The organism is Marinobacter sp. E2 (assembly GCF_055755345.1).
On record NZ_CM146911.1, the window covers coordinates 419362 to 442733 of the forward strand.

General features: G+C 60.4%; 21 protein-coding genes and 1 tRNA gene. 17 read left to right on the plus strand and 5 right to left on the minus strand.

What is annotated here, in order from left to right; translation table 11 throughout:
- The first annotated feature begins 43 nt into the window (after positions 1-43).
- From AC0J1C_RS01840 to AC0J1C_RS01855, 4 genes are all read left to right on the plus strand, one after another.
- On the plus strand, positions 44-928 hold the full coding sequence (locus AC0J1C_RS01840; RefSeq protein WP_473045385.1) for a substrate-binding domain-containing protein: 885 nt from the start codon (positions 44-46) through the stop codon (positions 926-928).
- Positions 929-968: 40 nt separating this feature from the next.
- Positions 969-2120, plus strand: a complete 1152-nt coding sequence (locus AC0J1C_RS01845; protein WP_473045386.1) for a putative sulfate/molybdate transporter — start codon at positions 969-971, stop codon at positions 2118-2120.
- A gap of 112 nt (positions 2121-2232) precedes the next feature.
- Entirely contained in the window at positions 2233-5802 is a 3570-nt protein-coding gene (locus AC0J1C_RS01850; protein ID WP_473045388.1) for a sensor domain-containing protein, read from the plus strand.
- Between the two features lie 11 nt (positions 5803-5813).
- Complete coding sequence (locus tag AC0J1C_RS01855; RefSeq protein ID WP_473045389.1) at positions 5814-8363, plus strand: bifunctional diguanylate cyclase/phosphodiesterase; 2550 nt, start codon at positions 5814-5816, stop codon at positions 8361-8363.
- Between the two features lie 36 nt (positions 8364-8399).
- On the opposite strand, the gene AC0J1C_RS01860 is transcribed toward AC0J1C_RS01855, so the two are convergent.
- Positions 8400-8476 (minus strand) — tRNA-Arg (locus AC0J1C_RS01860).
- 90 nt (positions 8477-8566) lie between these two features.
- Positions 8567-9112 (minus strand): YaeQ family protein, encoded by a 546-nt coding sequence (locus AC0J1C_RS01865; protein ID WP_473045390.1) that lies wholly within the window; start codon positions 9110-9112, stop codon positions 8567-8569.
- Positions 9113-9184: 72 nt separating this feature from the next.
- Here AC0J1C_RS01865 and AC0J1C_RS01870 point away from each other — a divergent pair, with 72 nt between their 5' ends.
- The 12 genes from AC0J1C_RS01870 (at position 9185) to AC0J1C_RS01925 (ending at position 20577) form a co-directional block, all read left to right on the plus strand.
- Entirely contained in the window at positions 9185-9544 is a 360-nt protein-coding gene (locus AC0J1C_RS01870) for a CidA/LrgA family protein (RefSeq protein ID WP_473045391.1), read from the plus strand.
- Positions 9537-10259 carry an LrgB family protein gene (locus tag AC0J1C_RS01875; protein ID WP_473045392.1) on the plus strand — a complete coding sequence of 241 codons (723 nt, stop codon included), beginning with the start codon at positions 9537-9539 and terminating at the stop codon, positions 10257-10259. Before AC0J1C_RS01870 ends, AC0J1C_RS01875 begins: the two co-directional genes overlap by 8 nt.
- Positions 10260-10415: 156 nt before the next feature.
- Positions 10416-11978: an ABC transporter substrate-binding protein gene (locus AC0J1C_RS01880; protein WP_473045393.1), complete on the plus strand. Its 1563-nt coding sequence runs from the start codon at positions 10416-10418 to the stop codon at positions 11976-11978.
- A gap of 77 nt (positions 11979-12055) precedes the next feature.
- Positions 12056-13105 carry an ABC transporter permease gene (locus AC0J1C_RS01885; protein ID WP_091990207.1) on the plus strand — a complete coding sequence of 350 codons (1050 nt, stop codon included), beginning with the start codon at positions 12056-12058 and terminating at the stop codon, positions 13103-13105.
- Positions 13102-14034, plus strand: coding sequence for an ABC transporter permease (locus AC0J1C_RS01890; RefSeq protein WP_473045394.1), 933 nt, complete (start codon positions 13102-13104; stop codon positions 14032-14034). The genes AC0J1C_RS01885 and AC0J1C_RS01890 overlap by 4 nt, the downstream gene beginning before the upstream one ends.
- Before the next feature lie 4 nt (positions 14035-14038).
- Positions 14039-15037, plus strand: a complete 999-nt coding sequence (locus tag AC0J1C_RS01895; protein ID WP_473045395.1) for an ABC transporter ATP-binding protein — start codon at positions 14039-14041, stop codon at positions 15035-15037.
- Positions 15034-16044, plus strand: a complete 1011-nt coding sequence (locus tag AC0J1C_RS01900; RefSeq protein WP_473045396.1) for an ABC transporter ATP-binding protein — start codon at positions 15034-15036, stop codon at positions 16042-16044. The genes AC0J1C_RS01895 and AC0J1C_RS01900 overlap by 4 nt, the downstream gene beginning before the upstream one ends.
- 75 nt (positions 16045-16119) lie before the next feature.
- A complete protein-coding gene (locus AC0J1C_RS01905; protein ID WP_473045397.1) occupies positions 16120-17037 on the plus strand; it encodes a LysR family transcriptional regulator in 918 nt (305 codons plus the stop codon).
- Complete coding sequence (gene pepQ / locus AC0J1C_RS01910) at positions 17027-18322, plus strand: Xaa-Pro dipeptidase (RefSeq protein ID WP_473045398.1); 1296 nt, start codon at positions 17027-17029, stop codon at positions 18320-18322. Before AC0J1C_RS01905 ends, pepQ begins: the two co-directional genes overlap by 11 nt.
- 98 nt (positions 18323-18420) lie before the next feature.
- Entirely contained in the window at positions 18421-18627 is a 207-nt protein-coding gene (locus tag AC0J1C_RS01915; RefSeq protein ID WP_091990224.1) for a bacterioferritin-associated ferredoxin, read from the plus strand.
- A 108-nt stretch (positions 18628-18735) separates the two neighbouring features.
- On the plus strand, positions 18736-19209 hold the full coding sequence (gene bfr / locus AC0J1C_RS01920) for a bacterioferritin (RefSeq protein WP_091990226.1): 474 nt from the start codon (positions 18736-18738) through the stop codon (positions 19207-19209).
- A 9-nt stretch (positions 19210-19218) separates the two neighbouring features.
- Positions 19219-20577 (plus strand): phosphohexomutase domain-containing protein, encoded by a 1359-nt coding sequence (locus AC0J1C_RS01925; RefSeq protein ID WP_473045399.1) that lies wholly within the window; start codon positions 19219-19221, stop codon positions 20575-20577.
- A gap of 48 nt (positions 20578-20625) precedes the next feature.
- Here AC0J1C_RS01925 and AC0J1C_RS01930 read toward each other — a convergent pair whose 3' ends face one another.
- Positions 20626-21753 carry a phospholipase A gene (locus AC0J1C_RS01930; RefSeq protein ID WP_473045400.1) on the minus strand — a complete coding sequence of 376 codons (1128 nt, stop codon included), beginning with the start codon at positions 21751-21753 and terminating at the stop codon, positions 20626-20628.
- Positions 21754-21765: 12 nt separating this feature from the next.
- On the minus strand, positions 21766-22104 hold the full coding sequence (locus AC0J1C_RS01935) for a hypothetical protein (RefSeq protein WP_473045401.1): 339 nt from the start codon (positions 22102-22104) through the stop codon (positions 21766-21768).
- Between the two features lie 202 nt (positions 22105-22306).
- Between AC0J1C_RS01935 and AC0J1C_RS01940 the strand changes: the two genes are divergently transcribed.
- Positions 22307-22720, plus strand: a complete 414-nt coding sequence (locus AC0J1C_RS01940) for a c-type cytochrome (protein WP_091991089.1) — start codon at positions 22307-22309, stop codon at positions 22718-22720.
- A 96-nt stretch (positions 22721-22816) separates the two neighbouring features.
- Here the strand turns inward: AC0J1C_RS01940 and AC0J1C_RS01945 are convergent, their stop codons facing one another.
- Positions 22817-23368 (minus strand): hypothetical protein, encoded by a 552-nt coding sequence (locus tag AC0J1C_RS01945; protein ID WP_473045402.1) that lies wholly within the window; start codon positions 23366-23368, stop codon positions 22817-22819.
- Between the last annotated feature and the right edge of the window lie 4 nt (positions 23369-23372).

Sequence of the window (23372 nt, forward strand, 5' to 3'; positions counted from 1 at the left end):
TTAAAAACAGTCATACGCCTATCGCAGGCCCCAGGAGAAGCCCATGCCCCTTCCCGCCTACCTCACCACGGCTGAAGCCGCCGAGTACCTCCGTCTGAAGGAGCGCAAGGTGTACGATCTGGTCAGCCAGGGCGTGATTCCGTGCGTGCGGGTAACCGGTAAGCTGTTGTTCCCTCGCCAGCGTATAGACCTGTGGCTGATGAACCACCTGGAGGGCGACGACGCCGTGAGCTCGCCAACCCCGCAGGTGCTGGCGGGCAGCCAGGATCCACTGCTGGAGTGGGCGGTGAAAGAGAGCGGCGCCGAGCTGGCGCTGCTATGCCAGGGCAGTGGCGACGGTGTCCAGCGGCTGGTGGATGGCCGGGCGATGCTGGCGGGCGTGCATATCTGGCACGCGGACAGCCAGAGCTACAACGATCCTGCCACCCTGGGCCTGAGTGGTATGCGGGACCTGGTGCTGATTCGTTGGGCCAGGCGCCAGCAGGGGCTGTTGTTGGCGGCGGACAACCCCCACGGGCTGGCCCGGATAGAAGACCTTGCCCGCCCCGGTATCCGGCTGGCTCACCGCCAGCCCGACGCCGGCGTGAGCCATTTGCTGCAGGGGCTGCTTGCGCGCCACCGGATTGATGCCCGGCAACTGGATTGGGCAGTGCATCCATCGCTCAGCGAAGACGACCTTGCCCTGGCCATCCGCCAGGGCGAAGCCGATGTGGGAATAGGTATTGAGGCGGCGGCCCGGCGCCAGGGATTGGCGTTCATTCCCCTGCAACAGGAGCATTTTGATCTGGCCATGCGCCGGCGCCATTACTTTGAGCCGGCCATGCAGCGCCTGCTGGGGTTTGTGCGCTGCGAACGATTTGTTCAGCGCGCCGAGGCGTTAGGGGGGTATGATATAAGTGAGCTTGGCAAAGTTGTGTACAACGCTTGAACGACAACAATAAAAAGACCGTTACGGCAGGAGCCCTCTGATGGGGTTGACCAAAAAGAATCTGATCACCGAGATCAGCGGCGCGCTGGGGGACATAGGTACGCTGCTGCCGTTGACGCTCGGGGCCATTGGCGTTGCCGGGCTGGCGCCAGTGCCCGTACTGCTGGGTTTTGCCCTGTTCTACATTGCCACAGGGCTGTATTACCGTTTGCCCGTGCCGGTACAGCCCATGAAAGCCGTGGCGGCGCTTCTTCTTACCACCCAGATGAGTGCCGGCAGCCTGATTGCCGGCGGTGTGCTCATTGGTGCGATTCTGCTGGTGCTGGGTTCGACCGGCTGGATCAACCGGGCCGCACGGCTGGTGCCCGGCTCTGTGCTCAGCGGGCTGCAACTGGGGCTCGGGCTGCTGCTGGCCTGGATGAGCGTCGGATTGATCGTCACCTCCCCCATGGCGGGTCTGGTGACTCTGATGGTCCTGATCCTTATGCTCAGGCTCTTGCCAGCCTGGCCCGCAGCGCTCGTTGGGCTCGCCGTGGCCCTGGGAATCGGGGTTTTGATCGGTGCCCCGGGATTGCCGCTGCCTGAGGCGTCTTCGCAGCCCTTCCCGCTGCCCCAACTGCCGTCCGTGGATGAGTGGCAGCAGGGCTTCTCCATGCTCGTACTGCCACAACTGGCGCTGACCGTTACCAATGCCATCGTGCTGACGGCGCTGGTGGTGGGCGACTACTTCGGTGAGCAGGGCCACCGGGCCACACCGGCGCGGCTGTCCGTGACCACCGGCCTGGCCAACCTGTGCCTGGCGCCTTTCGGCGCCTTGCCCATGTGCCACGGTGCGGGCGGCGTTGCAGCCCATTACCGCTTTGGCGCCCGCTCCGGTCTGGCACCGGTGGTCCTCGGTTCTTGTCTGTTATTGGTAGCGCTGGTGCCCGGCGGCCTGTCCTTCATTGCTGCGGTTCCGGCAGCCGGGCTGGGTGCCCTGCTGCTGGTTGCAGCGGTGGAGCTTGGTTTTTCCCGCAGGCTCAGGGTTGCCAAACCGTCCTGCTGGCCAGTCATTGGCGTAACGGCTCTGGTCACTTTCTGGGCGGATCCGTTCTTTGGATTGATCGCCGGTGTGGCCGCCGAGACGTTCCGCGCGGCGTGGCTGCGGGGGCTTGGGTCAGAGGCCCGGGAATCCGGGGATTCCAGGGGCTGAGGCGCATAATCCGTCAACTCCTGACCAGTCAACTACAATGAATTGAGAAGCCGGGAAAACCGATTGCTCCAGCCTTCCCGCCGATGATGCCCGCCCACCGAGGTAATGGACAATGAACGGTGCGAATCGTTTGTTTTCTGCCCGGCTTGCCACCTTTGCCGCTGCGCCTGTGCTGGCGCTTCTGGCCGGTTTGGGCAATATCTTTTCGGTGAGCCTGGCCTTCGGTGTTGATCTCATTTTCGGTCCGATTTTTGTCTTTATTGCCGTCGCTTTTCTGAGCCTGCCCGCGGCACTGGCGGTGGCCGGCGCGTGTGGAGCGGTCACCTGGTTTATGTGGGGGCATCCCTACGCAGGCCTGGTCTTCGCTCTGGAAGCGGCGATTGTCTTTGGATTGAGCCGCCGCAGAGGCAAGTCGCTGCTCAGTGCGGATATCCTGTTCTGGGTTGTGGCAGGCATGCCCATCACCCTGCTGTACCTCACGCAGATCATTGCCCTGCCGTTCGAGTCTTCCTGGCTGATTACCCTGAAGCAGTTCATCAACGCCGTTTTCAATGTGCTGGTGGCCAGTCTTGCCGTCTTGCTGATCAATATAGGGCTTGGGCGTTTTTCCCGGTTTTATCTGGGGCGCCAGCAGATCAAGAACATACTGTTTCACTCGCTGGTGGCGCTCATCCTCGGTGCGGGCACTCTGCCTATCATCCAGTCGAGCAAGCACGATGAGCGAAACACGGAGAATCTTCTGGTGGCCCGTCTGTCGGGCTTGCTGAACCACCTCGCCACCGATGTGGAGTTGTCCGAGCGACCGGCGGATGAGGTTCTTGCGGATTTTGTGGCCCGGCCAAGAATCGATTCCTCCCTGGCCTTCGCGATACTCGATCCCTTCGGAACGGTCGTCGCAAGCAACGGTGGGCCCTGGACAGACCAGCTTCGGCCAACCTCTGCGCCCATGACAGACGGCGAGCTGCGCTTTCTGGAACCACCCGGCAATCTCTCGTTCGTTCAGGCGTTACGTCAGGGTCGCTACCAGATGGTCCAGTCGGTAAACAACGGTGAGCCACTCACGGTGGTGGTTCAGGCACCCTCGGGCCCTGTTGCCGCACAACTCGCGGGTGCAGCCTTCAAACTGGTGGTACTGCTCGGCGTGCTGCTGCTTCTGGGCATCCTCGCCTCCCAGATCCTCAGTCGGGTGCTCACGGCGCCGATCTGGCGACTCTCGACCGCTTTGAACAGTTCAACCAACGGCATCGTGATTACCGATCTGGAAGGCCGGGTGGAGTGGCTTAACGAGGGGTTTACCCGCATTTCCGGATACGGAATTGAGGATATGAAGGGCCGCAAGCTCGCCCCCGTTCTGGCGAACGCGGGTGCGGACGAGGAGGCGGTAACACGAATTCGCCGGGCGCTGGCAGACAGGCGCAGTTTTGAAGAAGAAGTAACCAATCGCGGAAAGGATGGGTTGCCCTACTGGGTTCGCATCAACTGTGAGCCCTTGCGTGCGGAGAATGGCGGCATTACCGGCTTTATTGCGGTGGAAACCGAGGTGACAGAACAGAGAAGGATGTCCGAGCTCGAGCTGTTTGGGCGAGAGGCACTGGAAAAGCTGGCCAGGCGGGGGGCGCTGGAAGAGGTCTATCGTACGGTCCTGGCCAACCTTGAATCCATGATCCGGGTACGCTGTGTGATTGAACTGGGCGGGCCTGACTGCGAAGCAAACACTTACTTCCCGCCTGCTTCCTACCTTCTGGTGGGTAAAGGGAGTATTGCAGCCCTGGCGAGCAGACCCTGGCAGGTGGTGCCTGTTCGGGATTCCCAGGGGCTTCTGCTGGGCAGTCTTCGGATTCTGCGGCTGGTTGGTGGCCCGCAAACGCCCTGGGAAGTAGATGTTATCAATCGCGCCTGCCAGGTAATCTCGATTGCCACGGAGCGCTTCTGGTCAGACCGGAAACTTCAGGAGACTACTGCCAGCGTGTTCCGCCACGTGGACGAGGGCATTTTCCTGACCGACCCGGACTTCGTGATTGTGGTTGTGAATGCCGCCTTCAGCCAGATAACCGGCTGCCCGATCGACGAGGCCGCGGGCTGCAAAGTGGAGTCGCTATTTCCCGATCAGGGCACGGCATTTCTGAGCCAGGCGGTGCTCGTTGCGCTGGACCAGTTTGGCCAGTGGCAGGGCGAAACCGCGCTGACCAACAAGCGGGGCGATGCCGTCGAACTGGTTCTGAAAATCAGCGCAATCAGGGGGGAGCGCGGCGCGGTGCGGCGCTACATCTTCCTGATCAGCGACATCACCGAGTTGAAAACCTACCAGCGCCAGCTCGAAAGCATGGCCAGGTATGACGCACTCACCGGGCTGCCCAACCGGGTACTTCTGGGCGACCGGCTCGACCAGGCCATGCGCCAGGCCGAGCGCAATCGCAAGCGCCTGGCCGTGCTGTTTCTTGATCTGGACGGGTTCAAGCAGGTGAACGACACCCTGGGCCATGAAAGCGGCGACCAGTTGCTACGGATCATCACCCATCGGATTTCCGAAGAGCTACGAGACAGCGATACCTTCTCTCGTTTCGGTGGCGATGAGTTTGTCATCGTATTACCAGAACTGGAGAAGCAGGAAACCGCCGATGACGTGGTCAGACGGATTCTCGCAGCGGTGGCAAGACACGTACTCTTGTCCGGTCGGCAGGTGGACATAACGGCGAGCATAGGACTGACCTTCTATCCCCAGAAGGACGACCTGGACGCCGACCAGCTACTGCGCCAGGCAGACCAGGCCATGTACGCCGCCAAGCAGCAGGGCCGCAACGGCTACCAGTACTTTGATACCGAGAACGACAAGGCGGTTCGGGAGTTCCACGAATCCGTGGGCCAGGTAAGTGCGGCCCTGCAGAACGGGGAGTTTGTGCTCTTTTACCAGCCCAAGGTAAATATGAGAACCGGGGCCGTCATCGGGCTGGAAGCCCTGATTCGCTGGCAGCATCCCGCACGGGGGCTGGTGGCCCCTGGTGAGTTTCTGCCTTTGATTGAACATCACGCACTGAGTGTCAGAGTGGGCGAGTGGGTTCTTGAGGCGGCTTTGCGGCAAATGGCCGAGTGGCGGGATCAGGGTTTTGAGGTCCCGGTCAGCGTGAACATCAACTCCTTCCACCTCCGGCAGAAACCCTTTGCATGTCGCCTGAAGGACATCCTGGAACGATACCCCTCGGTGCCTGCCGGAGAGCTGGAGCTGGAGATTGTCGAGACGTCGGCACTGGAAGACCTCGAAACCGTCTCCGAGCTGATCCACGAATGTCGGTCGCTGGGCGTTGTGTTTTCACTGGATGACTTCGGCACCGGGTACTCATCGCTTTCCTACCTGCGGCGTCTGCCGGTTGAAAAGCTCAAGATAGACATGAGCTTCGTGCGTGACATGCTGCGGGATCCGAACGATTTTGCCATTGTGCAGGGCATACTGGGTCTTGCCGACTCGTTCGGCCTTGACGTTATTGCGGAGGGAGTCGAGACGCCGGACCACAGCGCCAGGTTGATGGAGATCGGGTGTCTCTATGGCCAGGGTTACGGCATTGCCAAACCGATGCCCGGAGACCAGGTGCAGCAGTGGGCCGGGCAATGGCGGGAGAATTTTCCCGATGGGCTGCAGCAGGCAGACTCAGTTCCAGCTATAGTGGGCACCAATGCACCGAAATAACGCGGCTATCCATGCAGTTCCAGTTCGCTGATACCAGTACGTCTCTAGAATACGCCGTTGTCGGTCAGTATTCGGTGCCGCTGGTAGTTGTTTCTGTCCTGGTTGCCGTGCTTGCCGCCTTTGCAAGCGTCAGCCACGTGGATCTTATCAGAGCCTCAGGTTCTCGCGGCGCCATGCGTCGTTGGCATGTGTTCGGCGCGATCGCCATGGGGCTGGGGGTATGGACCATGCACTTTGTCGGCATGGTTGCGTTCCGCCTGCCCATGACGGTCTACTTCGATCCCCTGTTGACTCTCGCCTCGATTGTTCCTGCCGTATTTTCCGGTTACATCGGGCTGAGTGTGTTACAGCGCTCGGAACCGAAGCTGGGCTCCATTCTTCTGGGTGGCGCCCTGATGGGCGCGGGCATTGGTGTGATGCACTACATCGGCATGGGTGGAATGCTGGTTGACGCCCAGATGGTGTACCGACCGACGTTGTTCCTGGCGTCTATTCTGGTTGCTGTCGTGATGGCAAGCCTCGCACTCAGTGTGCCCAGGATGATCCGCAAGCTGAGGCAACGGTTGCCGATCCAGGCGTCTGGCGTCGTCTTCAAAACCGCAACGGCGATTTTTATGGGTCTGGCCATTTCGAGCCTGCATTATGTGGCGATGGCTGCCACCGTTTTCATCCCTGCTGATCGCGTTGTCTCGGGCGTCCCGTCCGGAGAGATTATCGACCAGACCCTAATCGCGGTGTTTGCGGTAATCGCCAGTGTTTTCATCCTTGTGGTCTCCACTATCACGGTCATTTTGCGGCATCGAATCCTGGCCTCGGATGCGCTGGCCGCGCGCTCGGAACAGGAGGCACAACGCCTGGACGACCGGTTCCGGAAGCTGGTTGGTCGATTGCCGGGTATGGTTTACGAGTTCCAGATAGACGCGGACGGCCACGCCCACTTCCCCTATGCCAGCGACGCGATTGAATCGGTGTTGGGAGTCAGAGCTACCGATGTGCAGCCGGATGTAAATGTGGTTTTCAGGCGTGTTCACCCTGACGATATTGAAGGCTTGCGGGCTTCCATTCAGCAGTCGGCAGAGAATCTGACCGTCTGGCGACACGAGTTCCGGGTTCGACTCCAGGGTGAGGAGCGTTGGCTTCTGGGTAACTCGATCCCCGATCGACAACACAATGGCAGTATCGTCTGGAGCGGGTTCATCACCGACATCACGGAACAGAAGCGATCGGAAGAGCGAATACACCAGCTGGCTTTCTACGACGAGCTCACCGGCTTGCCGAATCGCCGATTATTTGAGGATCGCATCGATTGCGCCCTGGCTGCCTCCGCCAGGCACGGGCAGTTTGGCGCGTTGCTCTACATTGATCTGGACGACTTCAAGACGCTCAATGACAGTCTCGGTCACTCCTTTGGCGATAGACTGCTGATCGGCCTGGCGCGACTGTTGACCGAGAATCTCCGCGAATGCGACACGGTCGCCCGACTCGGCGGTGACGAGTTCGTGATCATTGCCAACGAGCTGGGCACCACTGAAGAGAGTGCAGCCCGGAATGCGGAAAAGCTTGCAGAAACCCTGCTCAGAATCCTCGGCGAGCCGGTCAATCTGGGCGGTTATGAATACCGGTGTGGGGCGAGCATGGGCATTGTTCTCTTCAAGGGCGACGGTCTGTCCCGGGAGGAGTTGCTCAAAAGGGCCGACGCCGCCATGTATGAGGCCAAGTCGGTAGGTCGGAGCACGGTGCGGTTTCACGACCCGGGCGTTCAGTCGATACTGGAATCCCGTTTTCGCCTGGAAATTGAGCTCCGGCGTGCCATTGAAAGACAGGAGCTTACGCTGGTCTACCAGACGCAGGTGGGGCTGGCAGGGCAGTGTGAGGGAGTGGAAGCGCTGCTGCGCTGGCACCATCCCGAGCTCGGATACATACCGCCGTCCGATTTTATCCCGATTGCCGAAGCAAACGGCCTGATTCTGCCTCTGGGACAGTGGGTGATTGACGCAGCCTGTGCCCAGCTTGCCCGTTGGTCCGAGGATCCCGAGCTTGGCTCCCTGATACTTTCGGTGAATGTCAGCTCAAAACAGTTCCACGAACCCGACTTTGTTGTGCGGGTCATGGAAACGGTCGGGCGGCATGGCATCAATCCAGCCCGCCTGTGCCTGGAAGTGACCGAATCCATGGTTCTGGACGATCTGGATGATGCCCTGGTGAAAATGACAGCGCTGAGGGAAACCGGCATCCGGATCGCCATGGATGATTTTGGTACCGGCTACTCTTCCATGGCTTATCTGTCCAGCCTGCCGTTCGATGAAGTCAAGATCGACAAGGCCTTCGTACAGAAGGCGGAGTACGACGTTGCCCGGAGCGAATGGGTGATCATAGAAACCATCATCACCCTGTCCCACAAGCTGGGCATGAAAGTGGTGGCCGAGGGCGTGGAAACGGCCGAGCAGCACCGGCTCCTGAGCGAACTGGGCTGCGATCGGTTTCAGGGGTTTTATTTCGGCCGGCCAGTGGATGTTGATGCTTTTGCGCGGGGGCGGGCTGAGGCAATCGTGGGCCGATAAAAAAGGCCCGCGCTCTCACGCAGGCCTTTCGAATAATGGCGCGCCCGATAGGATTCGAACCTATGACCTTTGCCTCCGGAGGGCAACGCTCTATCCAGCTGAGCTACGGGCGCTTCGAGCACGGCGAGGGCTCGCCGATTTCGAGTGCGCAATCTTACGTGCGAAGCTCGCCGCTGTCCAGCCCCCGCGGGCAAGTCGCCGGCTCAGGTTTCATGCAGCTGTGGTTCGGGTGTGATTGAGGCCAGGCTGGTGTCGTTGCTGAAAGTCACTTCGCCGTCCTGGATGGTCACCTGAAACGCCATGGAGCGCCCGGCAAGGGCCGTAAGCGCTTCGGTGCCTTCCCCAGGGAGGTGCACAACGCGGAGGTTGTCGAAGCGCTCCAGCTTGCCATGATGTTTGTCCCACCACACCGTAAAGGCGCGGTCGCCGTAAGTGTAGAGGATCACCTGCGCCGCCTTGTTGCAGGCTTTCCGCAACCGGTCTTCTTCGGGTAACCCTAGCTCGATCCAGAGTTCAATCTCTCCGGTCAGGTCCTTCTGCCAGAGTTCCGGTTCGTCATCGGTGCTCAGGCCACGGGTGAATTCCAGGGTGTCGCTGGCGTTCAGGGCGAAGGCCAGCAGTCGCAGCATCATTCGCTGGTCGGTTTCCGACGGGTGCTGGGCCAGGGTCAGATGGTGGTCGGCGTAGTAGTGGCGGTCCATGTCGGCGATGTTGAGGGTCGCTTTCAGAACGGTTGCTTTGAGCGCCATGGGCTTCCTGCGATGGTATCGTGGTGGGAGTTTGGCTAGTGTAATGCAATTCTTTCCGTTGGATGTAAGTGCATGCCGCTGTTACGTGGTTTTCTGGTTCTGGTGCTGTTTTTCATACTCGGTGAGTCCGTGCGCCTGCTGCTGGCGCTCCCGGTCAGTGGTGGCGTGCTCGGGATGGTGCTGATTACCTTTACTCTGATGGTGAAGGGCAGCGTGAGCGATGCGCTGGCAACGGCCAGCCAGGGGCTGATTTCGGTGCTGGTGCTGCTGATCATGCCGGGGGTGGTGGGGGTGTTCTTTACCGCCAGTCAGTTCTCCGGGCAGTGGCTGGCGGTGGCCGCGGCGCTGTTGCTGGGGACCCTGCTCAGCGTGCTGACGACCCTGTTACTGATGAAGTGGGTAACGGCCCGGGGAGTGACGGAACGTGAGTGAGCTTCTTGCGCGCTGCCAGGCGCTACTGGATGTGCTGGCCGTAACTCCTGTTCTGGCCATCGGCCTGACCCTCGGCGCGTTCTTTGCCGGTAACTGGCTGTTCAACCGCTTTGGCAGGCCGCTGTGGCTGCCGCCTGTGGTGCTCGCGGCCTGCCTGCTGGCGGGTGTGATTGCCGTTCTGGCGATTGATTATCGCGATTACCGGCAGGGCGCCCGGTGGCTCACCGTTTTGCTGGGGCCTGCCACCGTGGCCCTGGGCATTCCGCTGTACCAGCAAATGCACCATATCCGTGCCATGTGGCGCCCGATTCTGGTCACTCTGCCGGTCGCCGCTACCATGGCTGCCGTCTACGCCCTTGTCATCGGCTGGGCACTGGGCGCTACGCCGGAGGTGCTGGCGTCGCTGGCGCCCAAGTCGGTAACGGCACCCATTGCCATTGGCATTACCGAGCAGCTGGGTGGTTCGGTGCCGCTGATGATGGGTGGCCTGTTGATCACCGGCGTGGTGGCAACCCTCTTCGTTGACCTGTTTGCCCGACTGTTGCCGGTGAAAGATGAACGGATTCTGGGCTTCGCCCTGGGCCTCAATGGCCATGCCATCGGGACGGCGCGCGCGTTTGAAATCAGCCCTGCCGCTGGCGCCTTTGCGTCACTGGGCATGGGCCTCACCGGGGTGTTCACCGCCCTGATTCTGCCTCTCGTTTTCAGGCTATAACCCTGCGCCAAATCGGGTCATTCACCTGGCGTATAGGCCCTTGTCGTAATTTCGATTGCCCTACGTGGTTTCCGAGACTAGCTTGTTGGCCAGGCATTCGGCGCCGTTCTGCGCCGATGTTCCGTGAAAATTCTTAAAACAGCGACGGAAAACGCGATGAAAAAACTGATAGCAGCATTTGTCGGTTCCATGGCCCTGGCAACGGCGCCGGTAGCCCTGTCTGCCGAGGCAACCAAGGAACTGAAGATGGCGTACGACGCCGACCCCGTGACCCTTGATATTCATGAGCAGCTGTCTGGCGGTATGCTGCAGCTCAGCCACATGACCTTCGATCCGCTGATTCGCTGGACCTCGGATCTGCAGTTCGAGCCGCGCCTGGCCAAGAGCTGGGAACGCATCGATGAGAACACCATGCGTTTCAAGCTCAGGGAAGGCGTGAAATTCCATTCCGGCAATGAGCTGACCGCCAAGGACGTGAAGTTCACTTTTGAGCGTCTCAAGCAGAGCCCCGATTACAAGGCGATTTTCCAACCGTTCAGCGAGCTCAAGGTAATCGACGACTACACCTTCGAGCTGGTCACTAAAGAGCCCTACCCCCTCTTGCTGAACACCGCCACCTACATCTTCCCGATGGACAGCGAGTTCTACACCGGCAAAACCGAGGGCGGCAAGGACAAGAGCGCCATTGTTAAACACGGTAACTCCTTCGCCTCGGAAAATCTCTCCGGTACTGGTCCCTATGTCATCACCGACCGTCAACAGGGCGTTCGGGTGGAATTCGAGCGTTTTGACGATTACTGGGATACCGAATCTCCGGGCAACGTTGGCACCATCACCCTGACACCAATCAAGGAGAACGCCACCCGCGTGTCGGCGCTGCTCTCTGGCGGTGTGGACTTCATTGCCCCGGTGCCGCCCAATGATCTGGAGCGGATTCGCAAGGACAAGAACGTCAACCTGGTCACCATGAGCGGTACCCGGATCATTCTGTTCCACATGAACCAGGATCGGGTGGAAGCGTTCAAGAACCCCAAGGTTCGCCAGGCCATTGCCTACGCCATCAACCAGGAAGGCATTGCCGCCAAGATCATGAAAGGCTTCGCCACCCCGGCGGCGCAGATGTCACCGGAAGGCTACCAGGGCCACAACGCGTCCCTGACACCACGCTTTGATGTGGCCAAGGCCCAGCAGCTGATGAAAGAAGCCGGCTATGAAGACGGCTTCACCATCACCATGATGGCGCCCAACAACCGCTACGTGAACGACGACAAGATCGCCCAGGCGGTCGCGGCCATGCTGGCTCGCATCAACATCAAGGTGGACCTGAAAACACTGCCGAAGGCCCAGTACTGGCCGGAGTATGACAACCGCGCTGCGGACATGATGATGATCGGCTGGCACGCCGACACCGAGGATTCCGCCAACTTCTTCGAGTTCCTGACCTTCTGCCCGAATGCCGAAACCGGTGCCGGCCAGTACAACGCTGGCAACTACTGCAACCCGGAAATCGACGCGCTGGTGAACAAGGCCAACGTCGAGACCGATCTGGAGAAGCGGGCGGCCATGCTCAAGGAAGTGGAACAGCGCCTTTACGAGGATGCGGCTTTCATTCCGCTGCACTGGCAGGACCTGGCCTGGGCGTCCAAGAAGAACGTGAACATTGAGCCGGTGCTCAACGTCATGAACTTCCCCTACCTGGGTGACCTCGTCATTGAGTAATTGTCTTTGATGGCCGGCCGGCGCTGGAGTGATCCGGCGCCGGCCGTTTGTTTGCAAGCCTTATCCGGACACTTTCCATGCTAGCGTTTTTGGTACAGCGGATTTCCCAGGCGGTTCTGGTCATGTTCGTGATCAGCGTGATCGCCTTTGCCATTCAGGACGGCCTCGGGGACCCGCTTCAGGAGATGGTGGGTATGTCCGTCTCCGAGGAGGAGCGGGAAGCCATTCGAGAGGAACTCGGTCTGAACGACCCTATGCTGGTGCAATACCTGCGATTTGCGGGCAATGCGCTGCAGGGCGACCTGGGCAACTCCTATTTCTACAGCAAGCCGACCCTGGAGGTGATCGCCGAACATCTTCCGGCGACACTGGAGCTGGTGATTGGTGCCAGCCTCATTATCGTGTTTCTGTCCGTGCCTATCGGTGTCTATGCCGCAATCCGGCCCCAGGCATGGCTCTCCAAATTCTTTATGGGTGTCAGCACCGTGGGGATATCCATCCCGGTGTTCCTGACGGCCATTGTGTTGATTCAGCTGTTCTCCATCGGTGTGACGGTGAACTGGTTTCCGTCGGATACCGGCTGGGGGCAATGGCTGAACGACTTCTTTTCCACCGAGGGCGGGTTGCCGTCCTACGGGCGGGGTGATGAGCTCACCCATCTGTTCGGCACCTGGGAATCCGGGTTTTTCTCAAGCGGCGGGCTGATGCATCTGGTGTTGCCATCGGTTTCCCTGGCCTCAATCATGCTGCCCCTGTTCATCCGTCTGATCCGTGCGGAGATGATGGAAGTGCTGCAGAGCGATTACATCCGCTATGCCCGGGCCAAGGGTCTCAGCGCTGGTCGCATCAACTTCCTGCACGCGCTCAAGAACACCATGCTGCCGGTGATCACCGTCGGCGGCGTGCAGATCGGCATCATGGTGGCCTACACCATTCTCACGGAAACCGTGTTCCAGTGGCCGGGCGTGGGGTTGATGTTCCTGGAGGCCATCACCCGCAGCGACATCCCGCTGATCGTGGCTTACCTGATGGTGGTGGGCCTCATCTTCGTGATTACCAACACCCTGGTGGACCTGATCTACGGTCTGGTGAACCCCACCGTCAAACTGACAGGTAAGAAAGCATGACAACGGCAACGGTTTCCCGCTGGGACCGCTTCCGCGAGTCCTTTTTCTGGTACAGCTTCAAGCGCGACAAGGTAGCCATTGCCAGCTTTGCGGTGTTGCTGCTGACGGTGCTGGCCGCTGTGTTTGCCCCGCTGCTGGCCCCCACCGACCCCTACGATCTGGCGCAGATCAACATCATGAACTCCGAACTGCCTCCGGTGGGCATGAGCGGTGCGGATCCGGCCTTCCCTCTGGGCACCGATGCCCAGGGTCGGGATCTGCTGTCCACGATTCTGTACGGAACCCGGGTGTCGTTGATGATCGGCTTCGGGGCGGTGGTCCTGCAGGCGTTTCTGGGCATTCTCTTTGGCCTGCTGGCGGGCTACCTGGGCGGCAAGGTGGATGCGGTGCTGATGCGCATTGCCGATGTTCAGCTGTCGTTCTCCACCCTGATGGTTGCCATCATCGTGGGCGCGGTGTTCAAGGCCAGTTTCGGCAACCTGATGTTCGGCGAGATTGCCATCTACATGCTGATCTTCATTATCGGTGTGGCCGAATGGCCGCAGATTGCCCGCACCGTTCGGGCTTCGGTGCTGGCGGAGAAGAAGAAAGAGTATGTGGATGCGGCCAAGGTGATGGGCTTCGGCACCCGCCGGATCATGTTCCGGCATATCCTGCCCAATACCCTGTCGCCGATTTTCGTTATTGCCACTGTGCAGATCGCTAACGCCATCATTTCCGAGGCGGCGCTGTCGTTCCTGGGTCTTGGTATGCCGGAGACCCAGCCGTCGCTGGGGTCGCTGATCAAGTCCGGCTTTGATTACATCCAGAGCGGTTCCTGGTGGATCACCCTGATCCCGGGCCTGGTGCTGGTGGTGCTCGTGCTGGTCATCAACCTGTTGGGTGACTGGTTACGGGATGTGATGAACCCACGGCTGTACAAGGGGTAACACCATGGCACTGTTGGAAGTAAAAGATCTGGATGTGCGCTTTGCGGTGCGTGGTGGTGACCTGACCGCGCTGCGCGGTATCAGCTTCACCCTGGACAAGGGCGAGCGGCTGGGCCTGGTGGGCGAGTCCGGTGCCGGTAAATCGGTGGCGGCGTTCTCGATTCTCAACCTGATCGCCAAACCGGGCTACATCGCCGGCGGCCAGATCCTGTTCGAAGGCCGGGACCTGGCCGCCATGAGCGAGTGGGAACTGCGCAAAATCCGCGGCAACCGCATTACCATGATCTTCCAGGACCCGATGATGACCCTGAACCCGGTGCTCACCATCGGCACCCAGATGGTGGAAGCCATTCTTGCCCATCGGAAGATCAGCAAGAAAGAGGCCCGGGCCATTGCCCTGGACCGGCTGCAGAAAGTGCAGATTCCCTCGCCGGAAAAGCGTCTGGACCAGTACCCCCATGAGCTGTCTGGCGGTATGCGCCAGCGGGTGATCATTGCCATCGCCCTGCTACTGGACCCGGAAATCATCATCGCGGATGAACCGACCACGGCCCTGGATGTCACCATCCAGGCCGAGATCATGGATCTGCTGCTGAACCTGTGCGAGCAGGAGAATGTGGCGCTGATGCTGATCACACACGATCTGGGTGTGGTCTCCCAGGTGACCCAGCGGATGCTGGTCATGTACTCCGGACGCATCATCGAGCAGGGCCCCACCCGGGAAATCATCAACGATGCCCAGCACCCCTACACCCAGGGGCTGATCAACGCACTGCCCCAGATGGGCGAGCCCGGCGAGCGGCTGTTCCAGATTCCCGGCTCCATGCCGTCCCTGAAGAACGTGCCTTCGGGCTGTCCGTTCCACCCCCGCTGCAAGTTCGCCACCGAGCAGTGCAAGCAGGCGATGCCGGAGTATGTCCGTTCGGGCAACGTGAACGTGGCCTGTTACGAAGTTGCCAACCTGATTGAGCAGGAGAAACGCATGCAGGAGGCCGAATCATGACCTCCCCCCTGGTAAGTATTCGCGGTCTTGAGAAACGCTTTGACCTGTCTGGCAGCCTGCTGGAGCAGATCACTTTCGAGGGTGGGCGTTTCCGTCGCAAACAGGAAGCGGTTCATGCCATCAACGGCGTGGATCTGGACGTGCAGAAGGGCGAAGCCCTGTGCGTGGTGGGCGAATCCGGCTGTGGTAAGTCCACGGTGGCCCGCACCGTGATGGGCCTGCTCTCGCCCAGCGCCGGCGAGATCCACTACGACGGCCAGCGTATCGACCATCTCGAGCGCAAGGATTCACTGCCTTACCGGCGCAAGATGCAGATGATCTTCCAGAATCCGTACGCCTCCCTGAACCCGCGAATGACCATCCAGCAGACCCTGGAGGAGCCGATCCGGTTCCATCACCCGGACTGGTCGCCGGCCCAGGTGCGCGACAAGATCCACGAAGTGATGCATTCGGTGGGTATTGATCCGGACTGGGGTAGCCGCTTCGGCCACGAGTTTTCCGGCGGCCAGCGCCAGCGGATTGCCATTGCCCGGGCGCTGGCGGTGGATCCGGAGTTTATCGTGGCGGATGAGCCCATCTCGGCCCTGGACGTGTCGATTCAGGCCCAGGTGCTGAACCTGCTCATGGACGCCCAGGAAAGCCGGGGGCTCACCTACCTGTTTATCACCCACGATCTGGCGGTGGTGGAGCACTTTGGCACCCGGGTGGCGGTGATGTACCTGGGGCGGGTGTGTGAGCTGGCGGACACGAAAACGCTGTTTTCCGCGCCCCGGCATCCCTACACCCAGGCGCTGCTGTCCGCGATTCCGAAACTGGAGGACGACCGCCCCAACCACATCCGCCTGAAAGGGGAGGTGCCCACGCCGGTCAATCTGCCGTCAGGCTGCGTGTTCCACGGGCGTTGCCCCTACGCCAATGAGCGCTGCCGGCAGGAGGTGCCCCAACTGATCACCACCGATGCCGGTACCCAGGTTGCCTGCCATGCGGTAGACGAGGGCAGGTTGTAAAGGCGCTGCCGCGATAGGCTATGATGCCAGCAACTGCTCTGGCATCAATACGACGACACCTCCTCAGGTAAACCCATGGAAGTACGCTGGTTGGAAGATTTTCTGGCGCTGGCCCGCACGCGCCATTTCTCACGTGCCGCCGAGCTGCAGCACGTGAGCCAGCCGACGTTCAGTCGCCGGATCAAGCTGCTGGAAGAATCCATGGGCAGTACGCTGGTCAACCGTCAGACACTGCCGCTCTCGCTCACGCCGGCGGGAGAAATTTTCCGGGAGCTGTGTGAGCGGATTACCCGGGATGTCCGCGACACCCGTGATCGAATTTCGGCCCTGGAGGCGGAAGTCTCCGCCAGGATCAGCGTTGGCTCTACCCAGGGCCTGTTTTCGCACTTTTACCAGGGCTGGGCAAAAGATGCGGGCATTGCCGAGCGGCTGCAGCTGAATCTGAACGCCACCAGCTGGGTGGGCGAGCAGTTCCTCGAAGCCCTCGACGGTGGCGAATGCGATCTGGTGCTGTGTTACTGGCACCCGGACCTGCCCTGGGGCGGACGGCTGACCGCAGACACCTATCAATGGCTGGTACTGGCGCGCGAATCGCTGGTGCCGGTCAGCGTGGCAGATGATCTCGGCCAGCCCCGCTTTGCCTTGCCGGGCCTTCCGGACCAGCCGGTGCCGCTGATTGCGTACCACAGGCGTGGTTTCCTGCAGTCGGCCATTGAGGGCCATCTTGCCCGTCGTGGACTGAGCGCCAATCTGCTGCCCCTGAACGAAAATACCCAGTCCGCCAGTATCAAGGCGCTGGTCAAACAGGGATTTGGCATGGGCTGGCTGCCACGGCGCATGACCGAGAAAAGCGAGCAGTTTGGCAGTCTGGTGCGTGCCGGTGATGAACGCTGGGACGTGCCCCTGGAAATCCGTCTGATCCGTCTGCAGGAACCCCGCTCCGAGGATCTGCGGGCGCTCTGGAAAACACTGGAAGATGTCTATGTCTCATGAAGCGCTGTTGTCACTGCAAAACGATCACCTGCGTGAACTGCAGAGCCGGTACGAGTCGGCACTGGCAGACCACGGCTACGACAGCCTGCTGATCGCTTCCGGTGCCGCGCCCTACCGCTATGGCGATGACCAGGCCTGGCATTTCCAGGGCTTCGGGCCGTTTCTGCACTGGACGGGGCTGGCCGGGCGCGAGCACTGCTGGCTTTGGGTTCGGGTCGGCCACAAACCGATACTCTGGCTGTTTGAGCCGGTCGACTTCTGGCACGCGAACCCAACGCTTTCGGAAGAACCCTGGCAGGATTTCATCGAGGTGCGGAGCAGCGCCTCGCCCGAGGCGCCGGTGCTGGATGATCCCGGCAGCCTGGCGGTGATCGGCGACCCGGCCCTGGTTGCCGGCCTGCCCGGAGACGCCAACCCGGAAGGACTGTTGCGGGACCTGGACGAAACCCGGGTGCGCAAGACCGGCTACGAAATTGAATGTCTGGCAGAGGCGAACATTCGGGCACTGGCGGGCCACGCCGCCGCCCGGGAAGCCTTCCTCGCCGGCGAAAGCGAGTTTGATATCAGCCTGGCTTACCAGCGCGTCACCCTCCAGCGGGAGGTTGAGGCGCCTTATCACAGTATCATCGGCCTGAATGAACATGCCGGTACCCTGCATTACCAGTACTACGATACCCGGCCGCCCGCTCAGCCCCGCAGCCTGCTGATCGATGCCGGGGTCCGTTTCCGTGGCTATTGCTCCGACATCACGCGCACCACGGCAGGGCCTGCCGAGCCGCATTTTGCGGTTCTGATTCAGGGGCTGGAGCAACTTCAGACCCGGCTTTGCGACATGGTGGCTCCCGGGGTCGATTACATCGATATCCATCGGAAGGCCCACCAGGGAATTGCCGCGCTGATTTCGTCAGCCGGGCTGGTAAACGGGATAGCCGATCAGGACATCGTTGACCGGGGCATCACCCGGGCCTTCTTTCCCCATGGAGTCGGGCATTTTCTGGGTGTTCAGGTACACGATGTGGCCGGCAAGCCAACGCCCGCGCCTGCGGACGCACCGTTTCTACGCCTGACCCGCCGACTGGAGCCGGGGATGGTGGTGACCATCGAACCGGGTCTGTACTTCATTCCCTCGCTGCTTGATCCCCTGATAGAGGGTGAGTTGGGCCGATTCCTGAATCTGGAGCTGATTGACCGGCTCCGGGGCTGTGGCGGTATCCGGATTGAGGACAATGTGGTTGTGACCGACGCCGGACGACGTAATCTCACCAGGGAACAGACAACGGACTGAAACACTCCGTTGCACAAAATTGATACAAAGGGCTTGCAATTCCAGATGTGAATAACAATAATTCTTACTAACTATTACAGCGTTGGTGAGTCAATTTTATGTACGTCTGCCTTTGCCACGGGGTTACCGACCGGGAAATTCGCGAAGCGGCTGAAAACGGCGTGTCCTCCATGCGCCAGCTGGGTAAGGAGCTGGGTGTGGGCACCCAATGCGGTCGCTGCGCCTGCACCGCGAGGGAGATCCTTCGCGAGAGCCGTTCCACGGATTATCTGGCACTCGCCAACCTGCTGGCCCAACCCGCCTGATAGTCATCCCCATTACCAATTGCGACCTTTTTACAGGCGCGGTTTTTTATCTGCCCGTAACCGTCTATCCTTGTAATTTCAGGTAGCTAACACACAAGGAAAACGGTTATGAAAGGCGATAAAAAAGTCATCCAGTACCTCAATCGGGCTCTTGCCAACGAGCTGACTGCCATCAACCAGTATTTCCTGCATTCCAGAATGTACAAGGACTGGGGCATCACCAAGCTCGCCGACAAGGAATACGAAGAATCCATCGATGAGATGAAGCACGCTGACGAGCTCATCGAGCGCATCCTGTTCCTCGAGGGTCTGCCCAACCTGCAGGACCTGAACAAGCTGCTGATCGGTGAGAACGTGGAAGAGATGCTCCAGTGCGATCTGAAGCTGGAACTGGCCGGTCACGCCGATTACGTGGAAGCGGTTGCCTACTGCGATGAAGTGAAGGATTACGCGTCGCGGGAGCTGTTCCGCCGCATCCTCGAGAGCGAAGAAGAGCACATCGACTGGCTGGAAACCCAGCTGGAAATGATCTCTCAAATGGGTATCCAGAACTACATCCAGCTCCAGTCCGCCGCGGAGTAAGCCCAGACAATGGACCTGTCCTGCTTCAAGGCATACGACCTTCGCGGTCGTGTGCCTGATCAGCTCAACCCCGTTCTTGCCGAGAAAATCGGCCGCGCCTACGTCGAAATCACCGGCGCCAGAAAAGTCATTGTCGGTTACGACATCCGTCTCTCCAGCCCGGACATTGCCGAGGCGCTCAGCTCTGGCCTGATGGCCGCCGGTGCCGACGTCTTCGACATTGGCCTGTGTGGTACCGAGCAGGTGTACTTTGCCACCAGCCACTACCAGATGGACGGTGGCATCATGGTCACGGCCAGCCACAACCCGAAAGACCACAACGGCATGAAAATGGTCGGGCCCGAATCGCGCCCCATCAGTTCCGACAACGGCCTGAACGATATCCGGGATCGGGTATTGGAGCCCTTCGCCGATGCCCCTGAGCAGGGCCGGTATGAGCCGCTGGAGGTGATGAGCGCCTACGTGGATCATCTCCTGGGCTACATTGATGCTGCCGCTCTCAGCCCCATGACCATCGTCTGCAACGCCGGTAACGGCGGTGCCGGCCTGGTGATCGACGAGCTTGAGCAGCACCTGCCCTTTGAATTCGTGAAAGTGCACCATCAGCCAGACGGCCATTTCCCCAACGGTGTACCCAACCCCATCCTTCCGGAAAACCGGGCGGCCACGGCCGATGCGGTGATCGAACAGGGCGCGGCCATGGGAATCGCCTGGGATGGCGATTACGACCGCTGCTTCTTCTTCGACGAAAACGGTCGCTTCATCGAGGGCTACTACATTGTCGGCCTGCTGGCGGACCAGTTCCTGCGCAAGACCGGCGGTGGCAAGGTCATCCACGACCCCAGGTTGACCTGGAACACCATTGACCTGGTCCGGGCCGCCGGTGGCCAGGCCATCGAAAGCAAAACTGGCCACGCCTTCATCAAGCAGCGCATGCGCGACGAAGACGCCGTCTATGGTGGCGAAATGAGTGCCCACCATTACTTCCGGGACTTTGCCTACTGCGACAGCGGCATGATTCCCTGGTTGCTGGTTGCCGAACGCCTGTGCCAGTCCGGCCAGACCCTGTCGTCACTGATCGACGCCAGAATCGATGCCTACCCGGCCAGTGGTGAAATCAACCGCACCATCGACAATCCGCCCAAGGTCATCGCGGCGATCGAGGCCAAGTACAGCGTTGGCGCCAAGAGCGTCAGCCACGTGGACGGCGTGAGCATCGAATTCGACGACTGGCGCTTCAATCTCCGGATGTCCAATACCGAACCGGTTGTGCGCCTGAATGTTGAATCAAGGGCGAATATTCCGTTGATGGAAGAGAAGACGGAAGAGCTGTTGGCTGAAATGCAGAGGCTGAACGAAGAGGGCTAGCACTGAAGCTCGGGACCGTGCCGAGCGGTCTTGCGCCGAGGCGCCATGTCAGAGCCAATCGTTCAGCATAATGCCGATACCGAACCGCTGAATCCGGTGGTTATAGTCAATCAGGCTCTCCCCATAGCCGTTGTAATACTGGAAGAACCCCTTGACGGTATCCCCCATCGGAAAGCTGTACCCGAACTCCACCGACGTCTTGTTGTCGTCTGAGCGCAGGTTGTTCATCAGTCGCAGGGAGAATGTCCGGTCTTCGGTGAGCTTGTAGACCGCATGGTAGTTGGCGTAGCCCAGATACCGATCAATATCCGAGTTATCGTCACTGCTGTTTTCCGGAATCCGGTACCAGGGCTGTACCATGAGCAGCCACCGGTCATAGCTGTAGGCAGCGGTGCCGACAATCCGGTTCCAGCTGCGCGAGCGAGGTTCGGACTGGCCGTTGGACTGGTGATTGAAACCGATGGTCACCCCGTTAAGCCGCCCGGGGCCCACGTCCCAGTCGGCCTGGTAGCGCAGGAACACTTCCGGCTCGTAGTTGGTTTCCCGGAAAGGCGCGGAATCGTCCTGGTTGTAGACCTGCCAGAAGGAGGTCTGGGTGTAGCCAAACCAGAGGGTTGTCCGGTCATCCAGCAGACCGGTCAGCAAGGGTACCTTGAAACTGATCTGGTATTTTGCCTCTTCCCGCTCCAGGTCGTAGTCGTAGCCCGTGGTACCGAGCCGTGGGCTGGATGGATTGGGGTTGGGCTCCTTCACCCAGGTGGCCGGCAGAATATAGGTGGGCCGGTGCCCCACAAAGCTGCCGGAAAACGAGAATACCGCCTTTTCGGCGGCCACGTACTGTTCCATCAGGGCCGCCATTACGCCGGCGTCGGGATCGTCCGATGGTGTCCCGTTTGTGGTGTCTTCAAGGTCGCGCCCGTTGGGCGCCAGTTGCTCGGCCCGACGTTCTACGGCCTCACGAACCTGCTCGGGCGCCTCGGCCTGGCGATCCTCCGGCGGGTAAAGGCTGTCGAAACAGGCGAGTCGCTGAATGCCGTCTTCAATCAGGGCGCACTGCTCGGGGGTGTGTATCGCCGTGCCCGGAGTTTCCTGCGCCAGGCCGACGGCCGGGACGGCCATGGCCGCTGCCATCGCGAGGTGTCCCACGGATCCGGCCCGCATGGGTGGTCGCTTCATGGTCCGGGTCTCCTAGGCGTCGGTAAGGCTGAACCAGGTATTGGCAACGCCGTAGATCCAGACCCCGATCAGGGTCACGGCTAGAAGAGAAAAAATCAGTTTGTGTTTGAAGCGGTTGGCGCTGTCCGCCGCGGCCACCCAGCGCAGGTACATCAGCCCGATGAAACTGAGGAACACCCCCAGGCTGGCCAGTGCGGGCACCAGCAACCACGCGGCACTGATGGTCTGGCCGTCGCTGGTCTGGCTTGAGAACCAGCCCATGGAGGCCAGCAGAATCGCCAGAGCCGAGAATTCAGCAATCAACAGGGGCTTTCGCAAAGGATGGGGCGACGCGGGGTCCGGATGGTTCATGACACGGTTCCTGAATAGTGTGAAATCGGCAAACCCCATGGTAACCGGATTGCCCTGGAAACACTCCTTCACTTACGAAATCGCAATCAAATCGGCTGAAAACCGGCCGATGATTTTGCGGTTTGGTTTTTTTGCCAGGTTTCAATCGCTATAATGCGGCGACCGACGATTATAACGCTCAAATGCGAGGTGCATTGCGATGATGAAGAGAGTCCTGGCTGCTGTGCTGGTCCTGTCGGGCCTGACAGCCGGCGCCGTAATGGCAAGTGTCGAAGACGAAATCCGTGCCCGTATCGCGCCGGTTGGTGAAGTGTGCCTGCAGGGCGAGGAATGTGGCAGTGCCGCGGCACCCACCGAAACCGCCAGTGCGGGTCCCCGTTCAGGCAGCGAAGTCTACGACGCGGTCTGCATGGCGTGCCACTCCACGGGAGCCGCCGGTGCGCCCAAGATTGGAGACACCGCAGCCTGGGCTCCGCGCGTCGACAAAGGCCTGGAAACCCTGGTCAGCCATGCCATCAACGGCTTCAACGCCATGCCGGCCAAGGGCGGTTGCGCAAACTGCCCGGATGAAGAAATTCAGGCGGCCGTTGAGTACATGGTCGAAGAAAGCCAGTAACCGGCTGCACTCGCACGTAAAAGCCCCCGATTTTCGGGGGCTTTTTGTTTTCGGGGTTTCCTCTTTGGTTTCCTGAATGTTTCGTCCGGTTTCTGCCTAGGGCAGTGGCCGTCGTGTCAGCTCTCCGGCAATGGTCTCGATGTCTCCGCTGGCGGTTCGCAGGGTGATTGACCAGTTCAGCGGCTCTTCAGTGCTGTTGAAAGACCGGTGCGAAGGGTAGAGGCGCGGGTCGAGCCAGCCAAAACTGCCAGAGCGTGATAGCTCCACCCAGTCCTTGTCATGCTCACCCGCCTTCTCGTTTGCTTGCCGTGCCGGTCTGTTCGGCAGCGCCTGCCAGTCGGGGCTGTTCGGGTTGGCCATCACCGACCTGCCAGTGAACCGGAGGAAGGGCTCGCCCCCGGTGCCCAGTACGGTCACAGGCTGGTTGCCCTGGTAGCGCATCAGGATGCCGGGCCTCGGTCCTTCAAGGATCATAGCCCGGAATCCGGGCAGCGCTGGCTGATGGGTGATGCGTGCCTCGATAATGTCCGGCGGCGCGCCGTCAACGGTGGGCGCGCCGTGGCCCTCTGCCAGTCCTGCGACCGACAGAGAGACCAGCCCGAACAGAACCCGTCGCACCATGCCGGTTTGGCCAGGTTCTGGTGTCATGGGT

What these genes read in the sequence shown, in the direction of transcription:
- AC0J1C_RS01840 (WP_473045385.1), top strand. Translation starts at nt 44, where the DNA reads ATGCCCCTTCCCGCCTACCTCACCACGGCTGAAGCCGCCGAGTACCTC.
- AC0J1C_RS01845 (WP_473045386.1), top strand. Translation starts at nt 969, where the DNA reads ATGGGGTTGACCAAAAAGAATCTGATCACCGAGATCAGCGGCGCGCTG.
- AC0J1C_RS01850 (WP_473045388.1), top strand. Translation starts at nt 2,233, where the DNA reads ATGAACGGTGCGAATCGTTTGTTTTCTGCCCGGCTTGCCACCTTTGCC.
- AC0J1C_RS01855 (WP_473045389.1), top strand. Translation starts at nt 5,814, where the DNA reads ATGCAGTTCCAGTTCGCTGATACCAGTACGTCTCTAGAATACGCCGTT.
- AC0J1C_RS01865 (WP_473045390.1), bottom strand. Translation starts at nt 9,112, where the DNA reads ATGGCGCTCAAAGCAACCGTTCTGAAAGCGACCCTCAACATCGCCGAC.
- AC0J1C_RS01870 (WP_473045391.1), top strand. Translation starts at nt 9,185, where the DNA reads ATGCCGCTGTTACGTGGTTTTCTGGTTCTGGTGCTGTTTTTCATACTC.
- AC0J1C_RS01880 (WP_473045393.1), top strand. Translation starts at nt 10,416, where the DNA reads ATGAAAAAACTGATAGCAGCATTTGTCGGTTCCATGGCCCTGGCAACG.
- AC0J1C_RS01885 (WP_091990207.1), top strand. Translation starts at nt 12,056, where the DNA reads ATGCTAGCGTTTTTGGTACAGCGGATTTCCCAGGCGGTTCTGGTCATG.
- AC0J1C_RS01890 (WP_473045394.1), top strand. Translation starts at nt 13,102, where the DNA reads ATGACAACGGCAACGGTTTCCCGCTGGGACCGCTTCCGCGAGTCCTTT.
- AC0J1C_RS01895 (WP_473045395.1), top strand. Translation starts at nt 14,039, where the DNA reads ATGGCACTGTTGGAAGTAAAAGATCTGGATGTGCGCTTTGCGGTGCGT.
- AC0J1C_RS01900 (WP_473045396.1), top strand. Translation starts at nt 15,034, where the DNA reads ATGACCTCCCCCCTGGTAAGTATTCGCGGTCTTGAGAAACGCTTTGAC.
- AC0J1C_RS01905 (WP_473045397.1), top strand. Translation starts at nt 16,120, where the DNA reads ATGGAAGTACGCTGGTTGGAAGATTTTCTGGCGCTGGCCCGCACGCGC.
- pepQ (WP_473045398.1), top strand. Translation starts at nt 17,027, where the DNA reads ATGTCTCATGAAGCGCTGTTGTCACTGCAAAACGATCACCTGCGTGAA.
- AC0J1C_RS01915 (WP_091990224.1), top strand. Translation starts at nt 18,421, where the DNA reads ATGTACGTCTGCCTTTGCCACGGGGTTACCGACCGGGAAATTCGCGAA.
- bfr (WP_091990226.1), top strand. Translation starts at nt 18,736, where the DNA reads ATGAAAGGCGATAAAAAAGTCATCCAGTACCTCAATCGGGCTCTTGCC.
- AC0J1C_RS01925 (WP_473045399.1), top strand. Translation starts at nt 19,219, where the DNA reads ATGGACCTGTCCTGCTTCAAGGCATACGACCTTCGCGGTCGTGTGCCT.
- AC0J1C_RS01930 (WP_473045400.1), bottom strand. Translation starts at nt 21,753, where the DNA reads ATGAAGCGACCACCCATGCGGGCCGGATCCGTGGGACACCTCGCGATG.
- AC0J1C_RS01935 (WP_473045401.1), bottom strand. Translation starts at nt 22,104, where the DNA reads ATGAACCATCCGGACCCCGCGTCGCCCCATCCTTTGCGAAAGCCCCTG.
- AC0J1C_RS01940 (WP_091991089.1), top strand. Translation starts at nt 22,307, where the DNA reads ATGAAGAGAGTCCTGGCTGCTGTGCTGGTCCTGTCGGGCCTGACAGCC.
- AC0J1C_RS01945 (WP_473045402.1), bottom strand. Translation starts at nt 23,368, where the DNA reads ATGACACCAGAACCTGGCCAAACCGGCATGGTGCGACGGGTTCTGTTC.